This is a genomic window from Streptomyces bullii (genome assembly GCF_042657145.1).
Lineage (GTDB): Bacteria > Actinomycetota > Actinomycetes > Streptomycetales > Streptomycetaceae > Streptomyces > Streptomyces bullii.
In genome coordinates, this window is sequence record NZ_JBHSNY010000003.1 from 639,770 (window position 1) to 656,121 (window position 16,352).

The window sequence follows — 16,352 nt, forward strand, 5'->3', positions numbered from 1 at the left end:
GGGCGAGCCCCCGGAAAAATCGAGCCGATTTGGACAGCTCGTCCCGACCGGTCGGCAGGGGCCGGCCGGTCATGATCGACGGGCTCGTCGACCCGGCGTTCACCCCGGGTTCGCCTGGCAGCCGTCCGCGCGTGTCAGCCTCCCGTGACCGGGCACGCGCGGACGGGAGAACAGGGGCACGGGAAGCCATGGAGAGCGAATCGGCGATCTTCGCGGGACTGGTGTTCTCCCTGTTCGGAGCCGGGTTGCTGGTGTGGACCGCGGCCCGTGCACGGCATCGCCGGCCCGTCGCGCAGGGTGTGAGCCCCGTCGCATCGGCGACCCTCGCCGGCCTGGCCGCAGTGGCGGCCCTCGCCCTGGGCGCATGGTGCTTCACCCGCCTGTGAGCGGCGGGAAGGGGCGGCTCCCTTCTGTAAGGGGCTGAACGCGCTCCGTAGGCACCCCGCTGGGTGCCTGTCACGCCGGGCGGCAGGAATAGTGGTAGTCGGGTTACCGTTCGAGTGGCCGTTGCGGGCTTTTCCCGTTTGACACGGGGGCGGGATGTACCGTCACACTCCGCAGCGTCAGCACCAGCGAGTGAGCCAGAAGAACGACCCGACCCCGGGAACACAGGCCTGGGGAGGCCACAGCGTCGACCGGAGAGAAGAGCGAAGTTGTCCCCGACCAGCGAGACCGCGAAGGGCGGCCGCCGACTCGTCATCGTCGAGTCGCCTGCCAAGGCGAAGACGATCAAGGGCTATCTCGGCCCTGGCTACACCGTCGAGGCGAGCGTCGGGCACATTCGCGACCTTCCCAACGGCGCCGCGGAGGTGCCCGAGAAGTACACCGGCGAGGTCCGTCGCCTCGGTGTCGACGTCGAGCACGACTTCCAGCCGATCTACGTGGTCAACGCCGACAAGAAGGCGCAGGTCAAGAAGCTCAAGGACCTGCTGAAGGACTCCGACGAGCTCTACCTGGCCACCGACGAGGACCGGGAGGGCGAGGCGATCGCCTGGCACCTCCAGGAGGTCCTCAAGCCGAAGATCCCGGTCAAGCGCATGGTGTTCCACGAGATCACCAAGGACGCGATCCGCGAGGCCGTGGCCAACCCGCGCCAGCTCAACCAGAAGCTGGTCGACGCCCAGGAGACCCGCCGCATCCTCGACCGCCTCTACGGCTACGAGGTCTCGCCGGTCCTGTGGAAGAAGGTCATGCCGCGGCTGTCCGCCGGGCGCGTCCAGTCCGTCGCCACGCGACTGGTCGTGGAGCGGGAACGCGAGCGCATGGCTTTCCGTTCTGCTGAGTACTGGGACCTGACGGGCACCTTCGCGACCGGCCGCGCGGGAGACTCGTCGGACCCGTCGTCGCTGGTCGCCCGCCTGCAGACCGTCGACGGCAGGCGCGTCGCGCAGGGCCGCGACTTCGACTCCCTGGGACAACTCAAGAGCGCGAACACCCTCCACCTCGACGAGGCGACCGCCCGCGCCCTGGCCGCCGCCCTGGAGACCACCCGGTTCTCCGTGCGCTCCGTCGAGTCCAAGCCGTACCGCCGCTCGCCGTACGCCCCGTTCCGTACGACGACGCTGCAGCAGGAGGCCAGCCGCAAGCTCGGCTTCGGCGCGAAGGCGACGATGCAGATCGCGCAGAAGCTGTACGAGAACGGCTACATCACCTATATGCGTACGGACTCCACGACGCTGAGCGACACGGCGGTCGCCGCCGCCCGCGCCCAGGTCACGCAGCTGTACGGCGCCGACTACCTGCCGCCGCAGCCGAGGACGTACGCCGCCAAGGTCAAGAACGCGCAGGAGGCGCACGAGGCGATCCGGCCCTCGGGTGACCGTTTTCGCACGCCCGCCGAGACGGGACTGACCGGTGACCAGTTCAAGCTCTACGAGCTGATCTGGAAGCGGACCGTCGCCTCCCAGATGAAGGACGCCACCGGCAACAGCGTCACCGTGAAGATCGGCGGCACCGCGTCCGACGGACGGGACGTCGAGTTCAGCGCGTCCGGCAAGACGATCACCTTCCACGGCTTCCTGAAGGCCTACGTCGAGGGGGCCGACGACCCGAACGCCGAGCTCGACGACCGCGAGCGCCGGCTGCCGCAGGTCACCGAGGGCGATCCCCTGACCGCCGAGGAGATCACCGCCGACGGCCACTCCACCAAGCCCCCGGCCCGCTACACCGAGGCGTCGCTGGTCAAGGAGCTGGAAGAGCGCGAGATCGGCCGCCCGTCGACGTACGCGTCCATCATCGGCACCATCCTGGACCGCGGCTACGTGTTCAAGAAAGGCACGGCCCTGGTGCCGTCCTTCCTGTCCTTCGCCGTGGTCAACCTGCTGGAGAAGCACTTCGGGCGGCTCGTCGACTACGACTTCACCGCCAAGATGGAGGACGACCTCGACCGCATCGCGCGCGGCGAGGCGCAGGCCGTGCCGTGGCTGAAGCGGTTCTACTTCGGCGAGGCCAACGGCATCGGCGGCGCCGCCGACGCCGGCAACGGCGACGGGGACCACCTCGGCGGCCTCAAGGAGCTGGTGACCGACCTGGGCGCGATCGACGCGCGTGAGGTGTCGTCGTTCCCGGTGGGCAACGGCATCGTGCTGCGGGTCGGGCGCTACGGCCCGTACATCGAGCGCGGCGAGAAGGACACCGAGCAGCACCAGCGCGCCGACATCCCGGCCGACCTGGCGCCGGACGAGCTGACCGTCGAGCTCGCGGAGGAACTGCTCGCCAAGCCGAGCGGCGACTACGAGCTGGGCACCGACCCGGCCACCGGCCACACGATCGTCGCCAAGGACGGCCGCTACGGCCCGTACGTCACGGAGATCCTTCCCGAGGGCACCCCGAAGACCGGCAAGAACGCGGTCAAGCCGCGTACGGCCTCCCTCTTCAAGTCGATGTCGCTGGACACGGTGACCCTCGAGGACGCGCTGCGGCTGATGTCGCTGCCGCGGGTCGTGGGCACCGACGCCGACGGCCAGGAGATCACCGCGCAGAACGGCCGCTACGGCCCGTACCTGAAGAAGGGCACGGACTCGCGGTCCCTGCAGTCCGAGGAGCAGCTCTTCACGATCACGCTGGAGGAGGCGCAGGCGATCTACGCCCAGCCCAAGCAGCGTGGCCGGGCGGCCGCCAAGCCGCCGCTGAAGGAGCTCGGCGAGGACCCGGTCAGCGGCAAGCCGGTGGTCGTCAAGGACGGCCGCTTCGGGCCGTACGTCACCGACGGCGAGACCAACGCGACCCTTCGCTCCGGCGACAACGTCGAGTCGATCACCCCGGAGCGCGGCTTCGAGCTGCTCGCCGAGAAGCGCGCCAAGGGGCCCGCCAAGAAGACGGTGAAGAAGACCGCCGTCAAGAAGGCCCCGGCCAAGAAGGCGACGGCCACGAAGAAGACCGCGGCGAAGAAGACCACGACCGCGAAGAAGACGACGACGGCCAAGACGGCGGCGAAGAAGACCGCCGCCAAGAAGGCGACCGCCTCGAAGACCGCGACCGCGCAGGACTGAGGTCCGCTCAAGACCCGGGCCGCAAGGCCCTGATCTATGGCGCGTTCGGAATGCGAACGCCCCGGCACCACTTCGGTGTCGGGGCGTGCGTACGCCCGGGCGCGCTCTCCAGCGTGTCGGTGGCTCCCGATAGGCTGAAAGCATGACGCGAGCCGAGCAGCCAACGGCCCCTCAGCCGGCCCCCGACGACGCCCTGGTCGCGGACTCCCGCGAGCGTGCCGTCCGTGCCCTGCTGCGCCAGCCGCAGCTGAAGCGGTTGTGGAGCGCCCAGCTGGTGGGCGGTGTGGGCGACACCCTCGCCCTGCTGGTCCTGGTCGTCCTCGCCCTGCAGGCGGCCATCGCCGAGGGCGCCTTCGGCGGCGGCTACCGGGGCGTGGCGTTCGCAGTGGCGACCGTTTTCGGCGCGCGCATCCTGGCGACGCTGCTCTTCGGCGCCGTACTCCTCGGCCCGCTCACCTCGCTCACCTCGCAGGACGGTCCGCTGGACCGCCGCTGGACGATGGTCGGCGCGGACGGGCTGCGGGCCGCGTTGCTCATCGTCGCGCCGCTGTGGATCGACTGGACACCCGCCGACGCGCTGGCGATCCTGCTCGTCACCGCCTTCGTGACCGGGGTCGCCGAGCGGTTCTGGACGGTGTGCCGGGAGAGCGCGGCGCCCGCGCTGCTGCCCGCCCCGCCGCCGGAGGGCGCGTCGATCAGGCCGCTGCCGGACCACATGGACGCGCTGCGCCGCCTGTCGCTGCGGACCGGTTTCGTGGCGATCCCGCTCGCGGCCGCCGCGCTCGTCGTCGCGGCGCTGCTCAACAACCTGCTCGGCGCCGGCATCGACTGGTTCGGCGAGCACCAGGCGGCCCTCGGCTCCTACGTCGCGGCCGGGCTGTTCACCGCGTCCTTGTCCGTGCTGACCTTCCTGGAACTGCCCGGCACGCGCACCCCGCGCGCGCGGTCGCCGCTGGAGGGGCTGCGCCGCCCGAAGACCGGCACCGGCGCCGACAAGGGCCGCACCGGCGCGATGCCGCTGCTGGTCCTCGCGTGCGCCTCCGTGGCCGCCGCGGTGTCGGCCGCGGTCGCCGTGGCGGTGCTGCACGCCAAGGACCTGGGCGGTGGCCCCGTGCTGTACGGGCTGATGGTGGGCGCGCTGACCGGCGGTGTCGTCGTCGGCATCCGTACGGCGCCCGGCGTGCTGCCCGCCCTGTCGCGGCGGCGGCTGCTGGCGCTGACGATCGCCCTCACCGGCGTCGCGCTGCTGGCCGCCGGGCTGGTCCCGGACGTCACCACGGTGCTGCTGATCCTCGCGCTGGCCGGCGTCGGCGCGGGCATGGCCGCCAACAGCGGGCACACGCTGCTCGACCAGGAGATCGAGGACTTCCGGCGGCCCCGTACGACGGAGCACCTGCACGCGGTCGTCCGGGTCTTCGTGGCGCTCGGCGCGGTGATCGCCCCCGTGGTGGCGGCGGGCATCGGGCCGCACCGGCTGGAGAACGGCAAGTTCGTCTTCGCGCACGGCGGCGCCGCGTTCACGCTGATGCTGGTGGGCGCACTGCTGCTGCCGGTGGCCGCGCTGGTGCTGGCCAAGGTCGACGACCGCTCCGGGGTGCCGCTGCGACAGGACCTGCGCGACGCGGTGCTCGGCGGCGACGACCCCGAGCAGGCCCCCGCCGCCACCGGCTTCTTCATCGCCCTGGAGGGCGGCGACGGGGCCGGCAAGTCCACGCAGGCCGAGGCGCTCGCCGAGTGGATCCGCTCCAAGGGGCACGAGGTCGTCCTGACCCGTGAGCCGGGGGCGACCCCGGTCGGCAAGCGGCTGCGGTCGATCCTGCTGGACGTCTCCAGCGCCGGCCTGTCGCACCGGTCGGAGGCGCTGCTGTACGCGGCGGACCGCGCCGAGCACGTGGACACGGTGGTCCGGCCCGCGCTGGAGCGCGGCGCGGTGGTGATCTCCGACCGTTACACCGACTCCTCGGTGGCCTACCAGGGCGCGGGCCGCGACCTGTCGCCGGTCGAGATCGCCCGCATCAACCGCTGGGCGACCGACGGGCTCGTTCCGCATCTGACGGTGCTGCTGGACGTCGCGCCGGAGACCGCGCGCGAGCGGTTCACCGAGGCGCCGGACCGGCTGGAGTCGGAGCCCGCCGAGTTCCACGCGCGCGTGCGGGCCGGTTTCCTGACGCTGGCGGCGGCCGATCCCGGCCGCTACCTGGTGGTGGACGCCGGGCAGGAGCCCGAGGCGGTCACCACGGTCATCCGGCACCGGCTCGACCAGGTGCTGCCGCTGTCCGAGGCCGAGATCAAGGCCCGGGAGGAGGCGCGCAAGCAGGCCGAGGAGGAGGCTCGCCGCAGGGCCGAGGAAGAGGCCCGGAGGAAGGCCGAGGAGGAGCGCCTGGAGCGTGAGCGCCAGGAGCAGCTCGCGCGGCTGCGTGCCGAGGAGGAGGAGCGCAAGCGGCGCGAGCTGGAGGAGGCGCAGCGGCGCGAGGCCGAACGGCAGGCGGAGGAGGCCCGGCGACGTGCCGAGGAGGCGCACCGTAAGGCCGAGGAGGAGCGGGCCCGGCTGCTCGCCGAGGAGAAGGCCCGGGCGGATGAGGAGGCCCGCCGTAAGGCGGAGGAGGAACGGCGGCGCAAGCAGGCCGAGGAGGAGGCGCGCATCCGCGCCGAGGCCGAGGCGCGGCGCCTGGACAAGCAGCGCAAGGCCGAGGAGGCGCTGCTGCGGGCCGAGGAGGCCCGTCGGCTCGCGGAAGCGGCAGCGGCCGCGGCGGAGGCGGGGCCGAAGGGTCCGGCGGCCGGGCGCCCTGCGGGTGCCGGGGGCGCGGGGCCGACGGCGGCCGCCGCGCCCGACGCGGCGACCGTGCCGACGCCGGTGGTCACGCCCACCAACGCGTCGGGCGGGCCGGTGGAGGAGACGGCCGTGCTGCCGCGCGTGCGGATGGACAAGCCGGAGAGCTCGCAGCAGTCCGCGCAGTCCGCCGACCGGGCGGGGGCTTCCCGGACGTCCGCTGGATCCGACGCCGAGGTGACGGCCGAGCTGCCGAAGCCGCCGGCTCCCGGGGCGGCGGACGAGACGGCGGTGCTGCCGCCGGTGGCGCCCCGGGCCGGGGACGAGACGGAGGTGCTGCCTCCGGTGCGGCCGGGGGACGCCGAGGAGACGGCGGTGCTGCCGCCGGTGCCCGGGGAGGATCCCGCGGACCGGGTGCCGCCGGGCTTCTTCCGGGACGAGCCGCAGGCCGCCCGGCCCGACGGGACGGACGACCGTACCCGCGAGCTGCCCCAGGTCGACGCGGAGGGCGCTCCTCGGCGGCGGCAGCGGTCCGACTGGGCCGAGGAGACGCCGCTGGACGATCTGCCGACGCTGGCGGACGAGCTGCTCGGGCCGCATGAGGACGAGTACGACGAGGACGGGGGCGGCCGGGGGCGGGGCCGGCGGCGCTGACGTCGATCGCCCGGGCCGGTCGGCGGGCCCGGCCCGGCTCCGCCCCCGGCTGCGGAAGGGCCGTGCTGAGCCGACTGCCCGGCCTGAGCCGACTGCCCGGACTGGACCGGTTGTGGTCGGCGCGGGGTGCGTTGCGCAACGCGGCGCTGAACGGTGCCGCCCGCGCCCACCCGTGCCGCCGCCCGCGCCCACCCGTGCCGCCGCCCTTGGTGGCACGATGCTTGCGGCTTGCGGCTCGGTTTCGGCAGGCGGGTTTCCGGCACGGGCCGGGCATGGAGCGCTCCCTCGGCGGAGGCGGAGTCGGAGGCGGTGCGCGGGCTCCGGCCCGCCCCCGTTGTCAGTGCTCACCCCCACAATGGATCCCGCAAGCTGAACGTGACGTGACGGAAGGGCGGCGTGACCCATGACCGTGTGGGACGACCTCGTCGGGCAGGAGAAGGTGAGTGAGCAGCTCGCCGCCGCTGCCCGGGACGCCGACGCACTGGTCACCGCGGCCGCGGCCGGCCGGCCTCTGCCGGAGGCGTCGAGGATGACCCACGCGTGGCTGTTCACGGGGCCGCCCGGGGCGGGGCGGAACCAGGCGGCGCGGGCCTTCGCCGCCGCTCTGCAGTGCGTCAGCCCAGACCGGGCACTGGGCGGAGCCCCCGGCTGCGGGTTCTGCGACGGGTGTCACACCGCACTCGTCGGCACGCACGCCGACGTCACCACGGTCGCCGCTGTAGGCACGCAGATCCTCGCCGACGACATGCGCGACACCGTCCGCAAGTCGTTCACGTCCCCGGCCAACGGCCGCTGGCAGGTCATCCTCGTCGAGGACGCCGAGCGGCTGAACGAGAAGTCCGCCAACGCCGTCCTGAAGGCCGTCGAGGAGCCCGCCCCCCGCACGGTGTGGCTGCTGTGCGCGCCGTCCATCGAGGACGTGCTGCCGACCATCCGTTCCCGCTGCCGCCACCTCAATCTGCGCACCCCCTCGGTGGACGCCGTCGCCGACATGCTCGTACGGCGCGAGGGCATCGAACCGGACGTCGCGGTCGCGGCGGCCCGCGCCACCCAGGGGCATGTCGACCGGGCCCGCCGCCTGGCCACCGACCCGTCCGCCCGGGAGCGCCGCGCCGCCGTGCTGAAGCTGCCGCTGCGCGTCGAGGATGTCGGCGGAGCGCTCAAGGCCGCCCAGGAACTCGTCGACGCGGCCGCCGAGGACGCCAAGCAGCTCGCCGAGGAGACCGACGCCAAGGAGACCGAGGAGCTCAAGGCCGCCCTCGGCGCGGCCCAGGGCGGCCGTCTGCCCCGAGGCACGGCGGGGGTGATGAAGGACCTCGAGGACAAGCAGAAGCGCCGCAGAACCCGGACCCAGCGTGACAGCCTCGACCTGGCCCTGACCGACCTCACCGCGTTCTACCGCGATGTGCTCGCCCTCCAGCTCGGCTCCCGCGTCGCCATCGCCACCGCGGACGCCGAGGACGCCCTGGAGCGCCTCGCCCGCGCCAGTTCCCCGGGGGCCACCCTGCGCCGCATCGAGGCGATCGCCGCCTGCCGCGACGCGCTCGACCGCAACGTGGCCCCGCTGCTCGCCGTCGAGGCGATGACCATGGCCCTCAGAGCGGGCTGAGCCCGCGCGGTGAGGTGAGGGGGCGGCGGACGCCGGCGTCGTCACTCGTACGAGTCACGGCGTGCGCGTATAGTGCTCATCCGGTCGCTCACAGTTACGCTCGCTGGATGCACACAAGGCGCACCCCCCGCAGGACCCGCCGCGCGGCGACCCTCCTCGCCACCGCCGCGCTGTTCCTCTCCGCCTGCTCGTCCGCAAGCACGACGACCACCGCCAGCTCGGCGGCGCAGGCGGCGGCACCGGCCCCGCTGCCGCGCTCCACACCGGCCGCTCTCACGCCGTACTACGGGCAAAAGCCCCGCTGGCGCGAGTGCGGCGCCCCCGGCTTCCAGTGCGCCATGTTCAAGGCACCGCTCGACTACGCCCGGCCGTCCGACGGTGACATCCGTCTCGCCGTGGCCCGCAAGAAGGCCACCGGCCCGGGCAAGCGGCTCGGATCGCTGCTGGTGAACCCCGGCGGGCCCGGCGGCTCGGCGGTCGCCTACCTCCAGTCGTACGCGGGCGTCGGCTACCCGGCCCAGGTGCGCGCCCGCTACGACATCGTGGCGGTCGACCCGCGCGGCGTCGCCCGCAGCGAACCCGTCGAGTGCCTGGACGGGCCCGCGATGGACACGTACACGCGGACGGACGTCACCCCGGACGACCAGAGGGAGACCGACGCGCTGGTCGAGGCCTACCGGACGTTCGCCGAGGGCTGCGGCGCGGACGCGCCGAAGCTGCTGCGCCACGTGTCCACCCTTGAGGCGGCCCGCGACATGGACATCGTCCGGGCGGCGCTCGGGGACGAGAAGCTGAACTTCGTAGGCGCGTCGTACGGCACATTCCTCGGGGCGACGTACGCGGGGCTCTTCCCGAGCCGGACGGGCCGGCTGGTGCTGGACGGCGCGCTGGATCCCTCGCTGCCCGCCCGGCGGCTGAACCTGGAGCAGACGGCGGGCTTCGAGACGGCGTTCCGGTCGTTCGCGAAGGACTGCGTGCGGCAGCCGGACTGTCCCCTCGGTGACCCCGGCACGCAGCCCGAGCAGGTCGGCCGGAACCTGAAGGCCTTCTACGACAGGCTCGACGCGCGGCCGCTCCCCACCGGCGACGAGGGAGGCCGCAGGCTCACCGAGTCGCTCGCCACCACCGGGGTGATCGCGGCGATGTACGACGAGAGCTCCTGGCCGCAACTGCGCGAGGCGCTCACCTCGGCCATGCGGGAGGGCGACGGCGCGGCCCTGCTCGTCCTGTCCGACAGCTACTACCAGCGCGACGCCGACGGCAGCTACTCGAACCTGATGTTCGCCAACGCCGCGGTGAACTGCCTCGACCTGCCGGCCGCCTTCGCCGGTCCCGAGGAGGTCCGCCGGGCCCTGCCCGCCTTCCGGAAGGCCTCGCCCGTCTTCGGCGAGGGCCTTGCCTGGGCCTCCCTGAACTGCGCGTACTGGCCGGTGCGGGCCACAGGCGAGCCGCACCGCATCGAGGCCCGGGGCGCGGCCCCCATCGTCGTGGTCGGCACGACCCGCGACCCGGCGACGCCGTACCGCTGGGCCCAGGCCCTGGCCCGCCAGCTCTCCTCCGCCCGGCTCCTCACCTACGAGGGCGACGGTCACACCGCCTACGGCCGCGGCAGCCGCTGCGTCGACTCGACGATCAACGCCTACCTCCTGAAGGGCACGCCGCCCGCGGACGGAAAGCGCTGCTCCTAGCGGGCCCGCACCGGCCCCGGGGGCTCCGCTCCGGGGCCGGTACGAAGCACTCCCAGAAACTGTGTAGACTTACCGTCGTTGCTGATCGCACCATGGTGTGGACAGCGCGCCGCTTTAGCTCAGATGGCCAGAGCAACGCACTCGTAATGCGTAGGTCTCGGGTTCGAATCCCGAAAGCGGCTCTCCTGAAACCCCAGATCAGAGAATCTCTGACCTGGGGTTTCCTCGTGAGCCCGCTCTTCGGCCCGCGTCACGGCGGCGCTGCGGGTGTATCACCGGCGCTCGGCGATCACTGCGGTTTTCGAGGTGTGCGGCGCCGGGCCGCGGCGGGCCGCTAGGCTGCCGGCCGTGGCCCGGCGCCCACGGCATACGAATATGCGATCGGAGGGTGAATCCCTTCACCGTTGGAGACCCGGAGCTTCATGAAAATGTCATCATTTGACGAATAGTCAATTACGTCCAGTGATATGATCCGGGCACTTGCCGAGGGGGTCACGAGCCCCGAGACGACGTCTTGCGGCACGGGGCGGCCCATTGGCGGCGAGCCCACCGAGTACTCCCACCTGCCAGGACGCCAACGGGCAGGTTTTCAGCAACTGGGCTTCAGTCGCTTGAAGAGAGTCATATGACGCAATACATGCTGGATCCGACGGCCTGGGCGCTCGTTGTCGGCGCGCCCGCAGCGGCCGCGGTCATTTATCGCCAGCGCAAGGCGATAAGGACGTTACGCAAGGAGAGCGGCGAGCTCACTTCCTCGTACGCCGAGCTGCAGAGCGGCTACGACGAGATCGTCCGGCAGGCCGAGGAGCGGGCCGAAGAAGCAACCAAGACGGTGCTGAAGTCCGCCATGCGGACGCTGCAGGGTCTCGCGGCCGAGCAGCAGCTCGTCATCTCCAAGCTCCAGGCGAAGTACGGAGATTCGCTGATCCTGCAGGATCTGCTGCAGATCGACCACATGAACTCGCAGTTCGGACGGCGGGCCCAGTCCATCGCCGTGCTGTGCCAGGGGTGGCTCGGTCGGCAGCGCCAGGCGGCCTCGGTCTATGACGTGGTCCGCAGCGCACAGGGACGGATCCGCCACTACCAGCGGGTCGAGATCCTCTCGCAGGTGGACTTCGCCGTCACCAGCCGGGCCGTCGAGCCGGTCGCCCTGGCGGTGGCCGAGCTGCTCGACAACGCCACGAGCTACTCCGCTCCGGAGACGGTGGTGGAGATCAACGTGCGGTCCGTCCCCAAGGGAATCTGCATCGTCGTCGACGACGCCGGTGTCGGCATGAACGAGGAGGAGAAGGCCCGGGCGGCGGAACTGCTGTCCGGTGAGCGCGCCGTGGGCGTCTCCGGACTCGGGAACCCGCCGCAGTTCGGCTTCGCCGTGATCGGTGCGCTCTGTCAGCGCTACGGATTCACCGTCACCGTGGACTCCACGTCCCCCTATGGGGGCGTGCGTGCGGTGGTGCTCCTTCCGGAGGAGCTTTTGACCAGCATGCCGGAGTCGAGGAGGCCGACGGTGGCTCTCCAGCCAGGAGCAGGTTCGGGCGATGCGGACGCCCCGGCGACGACTGCCGACGGGCTGCCCAAGCGGAGGCGCAAACAGAGACCCATGGCCGTGGTACCGAGCAGGCCGGAACGCACACAGCTCTCGCCTGCCCGCTCCATGGAGGAGACGGCGTCACTCATGGGTGCATTTCAACGGGGGACCCAGACCGGCCGTGCCGCGCGGCCGGACGCTGAGCGTGAACCGAGCCACACCGACGCACGCAAGGGACCGGAGACCTCCTCGTGAAAGACGACCTCTCATGGATGTTGGACAGCGCCCTGGAGATTCCCGGGGCCCTGCACGCGGTCCTGGTGTCGGCCGACGGCCTGCTGATGGCCCGCACGAAGGACCTCGGACGGGACTCGGCCGACACGGTCGCCGCCGCGATGAGCGGTGTGCAGTCGCTCAGCCGGTCCCTGGGGTTCTTCTGCGACGGTGCGGACATGCAGTGGCGGCAGACCCTGGTGGAGTTCGACGGCGGCTGGGTCTTTCTGATCTCCGCCGGTGAAGGCGCCTACCTCGCGGTCTCCGCCGAACCCGACATCGACATGGCCGACATCACCTTCCGCATGCAGCAGTTGGTCAGCCAGCTGGGCAAGGAACTGTCGACGCCCCCCCGTGAGGACATCGGTCACCGCTCATGACTGACAACACCCCCGATGAGCACGAGGCCGCGGAATTAGTACGCCCGTACGTCATCACGCGCGGACGTGACCTGCCCTCCGAGGACAAGTTCTCGCTGATCACCCTCGTGACGACAGCCAGCGACCAGCGGCAGCGTCCCAACCGGCTCTCTCCCGAGGAGCAGCAGCTCCTGGACATGTGCGCCGGGGGCTACCTCTCGGTCGCGGAGATCGCCGGCCACACCCAACTCCCGCTGGGCGTGCTGAAGATCCTGCTCAGTTCCCTGGCGGAGGGCGGCTACCTGATCACCCGAGCGCCCGTGCCGCGGGCGCATCTCGCCGACGCACAGCTTCTCCAGGAGGTGCTGGATGGACTCCACGCCCGTTTTGGATAAGGGCGCCTACGTCCGGGGCGGCGCGCAGCAGACCGCGGTGAAGATCCTGGTCGTAGGGCACTTCGCCGTCGGCAAGACGACCTTCATCGGCACCATCTCCGAGATCCCGCCCCTGTCCACCGAGGAGAGCATGACGCGGGTGGCGGAGGACATCGACGACCTCAAGGGTGTGCAGGGCAAGACCACGACCACCGTCGCGATGGACTTCGGCCGGCTGACGCTCAGTGACCAGGTCGTGCTCTACCTGTTCGGCACGCCCGGTCAGCAGCGGTTCATCCAGATCTGGGAGGACATGGCTCGCGGCGCCCTGGGGGCCCTCGTGCTGGTGGACCCCGAACGGCTGGCCGACTCCTTCGCCGTCATCGACCTCATCGAGCAGTACGGGCTGTCCTACGCCATCGCCGTCAACCGCTTCGACGGCACACCGACCCGCACCGAAGCGGCGCTGCGGGAAGCGCTCGACCTGCTGCCCGACACCCCGGTCGTCGTCATCGACGCACGGGACGAGAGATCGTCGGCGAACGCGCTGATCACTCTCGTTCGCTACCTACACGAACGCGCCGCCCTGGAGCACGCATGACCGAATCGACCCCTGTACCGCCGCCCGGCTGCCCCGCCCACGGCAGCGGTGAGCGGATTCCCATGTACACGCCGGACTTCGCGGCCGATCCTCACTCCTACTACGCCTACATGCGTCACTACGGCCCGACGGCCCCGGTCGAACTCGCGCCCGGCGTGGAGGCGACCCTGGTGACGGACTACGGGGCGGCACTGGACCTGCTGCAGAACTCCGGTGACTTCCGCAAGGACGCCCGCCGGTGGCGTGACCTCAACGAGGGCAGGGTCAGCCCGGACAGCCCTGTTCTTCCGCTGCTGGCCTACCGGCCCAACTGCATGTTCTCCGACGGCGCCGAACACCTGCGGCTGCGCCGGGCCGTCACCGAGAGCTTCGGACGGGTCAGCAGCCACCGGCTGAGCGAGTCCGTCGACCGGGTCGCCCGCTACCTCATCTCCCAGTTCAGCAACCGCGGTTCGGCCGACCTGCTGAACGACTACGCCAAGCAGCTTCCGTTGTTCGTCTTCAACGAACTCTTCGGCTGCCCGGCGGAGATCGGCGACCGGGTCATGTTCGGCATCTCCGGCATCTTCGACGGCGTCAACGCGGAGCAGGCCAACCAGGTGCTGTTCCAGGCCGTGAGCGAACTGGTCACGCTGAAGCGGACCAGGCCGGGCGAGGACGTCACCTCGTGGCTGATGCAGCACCCGGCCCAGCTGGACGACCAGGAGATGGCCCACCAGCTCGTGTTGCTGCTCGGCGCGGGGGCGGAACCGCTGCGCAACCTCATCGCCAACACCCTGCACCTGCTGCTGACCAACGACCGGTACGCGCAGAACGGACTGGTGGAGGAGGCGCTCGACGACACGCTGTGGCGCAACCCGCCCATGTCCAACTACGCGCCCCACTACGCGGCCCGGGACATGGAGTTCGCGGGGCAGAAGCTGAGCGCCGGGGATCTGCTGCTGGTGAGTTTCCAGGCCGCCAACGCCACGTCGGCGGGCAGCAACCGGGCCCACCTCGCCTGGAGCGCCGGTCCGCACGCGTGCCCCTCCAAGGAGCCCGCGCGGTTGATCACCCTCGCGGCCATCGAGTACCTGTTCAACGAGCTGCCCGACGTCGAACTCGCCGTGCCCGAGGAGAGCCTGACCTGGCGCCCCGGCCCGTTCAACCGTGCCCTGGGGCACCTCCCGGCCCGCTTCACTCCCGTCGACCCCAGGCGTGGGATGCCGCCGCAGACGCCTCAGATACAGCAGCGCCCCGCTGCCACCGCCACCCAGGCCAGGGAACGTGGTGGGCTGTGGAGCTCCTTCCTCAGCTGGTGGAAAGCCTGAGACTGGCCACGGCCAGAGGTGACACACGTAACACCGGAGGTGACACAAGTAACAGGGGACTGACTCCGCCCCTTGCATGAGCGTTCAACCGCTTGGGTAACTCTGCGCAGAGTAAGCGAGTCGTCACAAGGTGAAGGAGGGACAGTGGAGTCGAATACCGCTGCCGCTGCCGCTCTCGCTCGGCGCCCCGCCGCCTGGTCGCTTCGCCGGCCGCTCTCCCCGGAGCAGACTTTCCCTATAGGTATCGAAACAGACAGGCCGCACGGCCGGATACCCGCCCTCGCAGGCGGGTATCTTTTTGTGCCCGCAGGGGCCGCCTCGCGGGCAGGGGCCGCCTCACCGGCGCGGGTGGCCTCGTCGGCGCTGACCGCCTTGCCGACGCTGACCGCCTTGCCGCCACGGACCGCCTTGCCGACGCGAGTTGCCTCGTCGGCACGGACCGCCTCGCGGCCACACCTGGCCTCGGCCGCACGCGTGGGCTCGTCCGCCCCCTCCGCCCACCGCACGGCGCTTCGGGAGAGCCGGTGAGCCGGGCGTCGGCGGGTGAGATACCTGCCGCCCAGGTGGACAGCCTCACGCTCGGCGACCACGTCGCCGGTCAACTGGTGCGCCTGGGCAGCGCCGTGGGCCTGAAAGAGGCCGACGCGGCGCTCTACGCCGAGATCCTGGTCGAATCCCTCGGGCAGGGGGCACGGCGTCCGCTGTCCCAGCCGCCCCTGTCACCCAGCTTCATATCGGATGACCACACGCCGGTCGAGTTCTCCCTGGCCCTCCGGCCGGACGCCGCACCCGTCCTGCGCGTCCTGGCGGAACCCGGCTGGGCCGCCGCTGACATGGAGGGCAACGGACGCCAAGGGCTCACCGTCATCCGGGAGATGGCCCGCCGCTGGGACTTCTCCACCGCGCAGCTCGACCGCCTGGCGGACCTGTTCCTGCCTCCGTCCGCTCATGGGCCCCTGGCGCTGTGGTACGCGCTGGAGTTACGCCCGGGTGGCGTCCCCGGGATCAAGGTCTACCTGAATCCCGCCGCGTCCGGCCCGGAGCAGGCCGGCGCCACCGTACGGGAGGCACTGCGCAGGCTCGGTCACCACAAGGCGTTCGCCATGCTCCCCGAAGCCGCCGGATATCCCTTCCTCGCCCTGGACATCGGCGTGTGGGAAACCCCCCGTGTCAAGGTCTACACCACTCATCCCGCTCTCTCGGCGCGCGAGGCGTGTGCGTTGAACCGCACGGTGCCCGGCCCCGGCCCTGAGGATGTCGCCGCCTTCTTCCACATCGCCGCGGGGGAACGCCCGACAACCGGGGCGGAGAACGGTCCCGAGGCCCGACTGGTCAGGCGGCCGGCGCTGGCCTGCCACTCCTTCACCGAGGACGAGACCGGCCGACCGAGCGGCTTCACGCTGCACATCCCCGTGCGCGACTACGTCCGCGACGACGCCGAAGCCCTCGCCCGCGCGAGCGCGCTGCTGACCCGCTTCGGGACCGATCCGTCCGTACTGGACCGTGCCCTGGCCGCGCTCACCACGCGGCAGCTGTCCGACGGTGCCGGACTGATCGCCTACCTGGCCCTGGCGTACGAGCGCGGCCGGCCGCTGCGCATCACCGCGTACGTCTCCTCGGAGGCGTACGCGGTCCGCCCCCCGCTGCCGTACCCGCCGGGCCGGTGACCGGTCGGCGACGGCCGTGCACCAGCCG

At 71.6% G+C, this 16,352-nt stretch carries 11 protein-coding genes and 1 tRNA gene; all 12 read left to right on the forward strand.

Translation table 11 applies throughout. The features are described from left to right. The first annotated feature begins 188 nt into the window (after positions 1-188). The gene (locus ACFPZJ_RS10875) at positions 189-386 is read left to right on the forward strand and encodes a hypothetical protein (protein ID WP_381019944.1); all 198 of its coding nucleotides are present in this window, start codon (positions 189-191) and stop codon (positions 384-386) included. Positions 387-653: 267 nt separating this feature from the next. Beyond that, positions 654-3,491, forward strand: coding sequence for a type I DNA topoisomerase (gene topA / locus ACFPZJ_RS10880; protein WP_381019946.1), 2,838 nt, complete (start codon positions 654-656; stop codon positions 3,489-3,491). Between the two features lie 142 nt (positions 3,492-3,633). Next, entirely contained in the window at positions 3,634-6,915 is a 3,282-nt protein-coding gene (gene tmk, locus ACFPZJ_RS10885; protein WP_381019948.1) for a dTMP kinase, read from the forward strand. Positions 6,916-7,318: 403 nt separating this feature from the next. After that, complete coding sequence (locus tag ACFPZJ_RS10890; RefSeq protein ID WP_381019949.1) at positions 7,319-8,524, forward strand: DNA polymerase III subunit delta'; 1,206 nt, start codon at positions 7,319-7,321, stop codon at positions 8,522-8,524. A 107-nt stretch (positions 8,525-8,631) separates the two neighbouring features. Continuing rightward, on the forward strand, positions 8,632-10,212 hold the full coding sequence (locus ACFPZJ_RS10895) for an alpha/beta hydrolase (protein ID WP_381019951.1): 1,581 nt from the start codon (positions 8,632-8,634) through the stop codon (positions 10,210-10,212). Between the two features lie 108 nt (positions 10,213-10,320). Next, positions 10,321-10,394: transfer RNA gene (locus tag ACFPZJ_RS10900), tRNA-Thr, on the forward strand. A 443-nt stretch (positions 10,395-10,837) separates the two neighbouring features. Beyond that, positions 10,838-11,995 carry a sensor histidine kinase gene (locus ACFPZJ_RS10905; RefSeq protein WP_381019953.1) on the forward strand — a complete coding sequence of 386 codons (1,158 nt, stop codon included), beginning with the start codon at positions 10,838-10,840 and terminating at the stop codon, positions 11,993-11,995. After that, positions 11,992-12,393, forward strand: a complete 402-nt coding sequence (locus ACFPZJ_RS10910) for a roadblock/LC7 domain-containing protein (RefSeq protein WP_381019955.1) — start codon at positions 11,992-11,994, stop codon at positions 12,391-12,393. Before ACFPZJ_RS10905 ends, ACFPZJ_RS10910 begins: the two co-directional genes overlap by 4 nt. Then, complete coding sequence (locus ACFPZJ_RS10915; RefSeq protein WP_381019957.1) at positions 12,390-12,767, forward strand: DUF742 domain-containing protein; 378 nt, start codon at positions 12,390-12,392, stop codon at positions 12,765-12,767. Before ACFPZJ_RS10910 ends, ACFPZJ_RS10915 begins: the two co-directional genes overlap by 4 nt. Next, positions 12,742-13,347, forward strand: a complete 606-nt coding sequence (locus ACFPZJ_RS10920; protein ID WP_381019959.1) for a GTP-binding protein — start codon at positions 12,742-12,744, stop codon at positions 13,345-13,347. Before ACFPZJ_RS10915 ends, ACFPZJ_RS10920 begins: the two co-directional genes overlap by 26 nt. Beyond that, positions 13,344-14,657: a cytochrome P450 gene (locus ACFPZJ_RS10925; RefSeq protein ID WP_381019960.1), complete on the forward strand. Its 1,314-nt coding sequence runs from the start codon at positions 13,344-13,346 to the stop codon at positions 14,655-14,657. The genes ACFPZJ_RS10920 and ACFPZJ_RS10925 overlap by 4 nt, the downstream gene beginning before the upstream one ends. Positions 14,658-15,181: 524 nt before the next feature. Next, positions 15,182-16,324 carry a tryptophan dimethylallyltransferase family protein gene (locus tag ACFPZJ_RS10930; RefSeq protein ID WP_381019962.1) on the forward strand — a complete coding sequence of 381 codons (1,143 nt, stop codon included), beginning with the start codon at positions 15,182-15,184 and terminating at the stop codon, positions 16,322-16,324. The last annotated feature ends 28 nt before the right edge of the window (positions 16,325-16,352 follow it).

Bases quoted from the DNA above. Each gene is read 5' to 3' on its own strand.
- ACFPZJ_RS10905 (WP_381019953.1), top strand. From the start codon at position 10,838: ATGACGCAATACATGCTGGATCCGACGGCCTGGGCGCTCGTTGTCGGC.
- ACFPZJ_RS10895 (WP_381019951.1), top strand. From the start codon at position 8,632: ATGCACACAAGGCGCACCCCCCGCAGGACCCGCCGCGCGGCGACCCTC.
- ACFPZJ_RS10920 (WP_381019959.1), top strand. From the start codon at position 12,742: ATGGACTCCACGCCCGTTTTGGATAAGGGCGCCTACGTCCGGGGCGGC.
- tmk (WP_381019948.1), top strand. From the start codon at position 3,634: ATGACGCGAGCCGAGCAGCCAACGGCCCCTCAGCCGGCCCCCGACGAC.
- ACFPZJ_RS10890 (WP_381019949.1), top strand. From the start codon at position 7,319: ATGACCGTGTGGGACGACCTCGTCGGGCAGGAGAAGGTGAGTGAGCAG.
- ACFPZJ_RS10875 (WP_381019944.1), top strand. From the start codon at position 189: ATGGAGAGCGAATCGGCGATCTTCGCGGGACTGGTGTTCTCCCTGTTC.
- ACFPZJ_RS10915 (WP_381019957.1), top strand. From the start codon at position 12,390: ATGACTGACAACACCCCCGATGAGCACGAGGCCGCGGAATTAGTACGC.
- ACFPZJ_RS10925 (WP_381019960.1), top strand. From the start codon at position 13,344: ATGACCGAATCGACCCCTGTACCGCCGCCCGGCTGCCCCGCCCACGGC.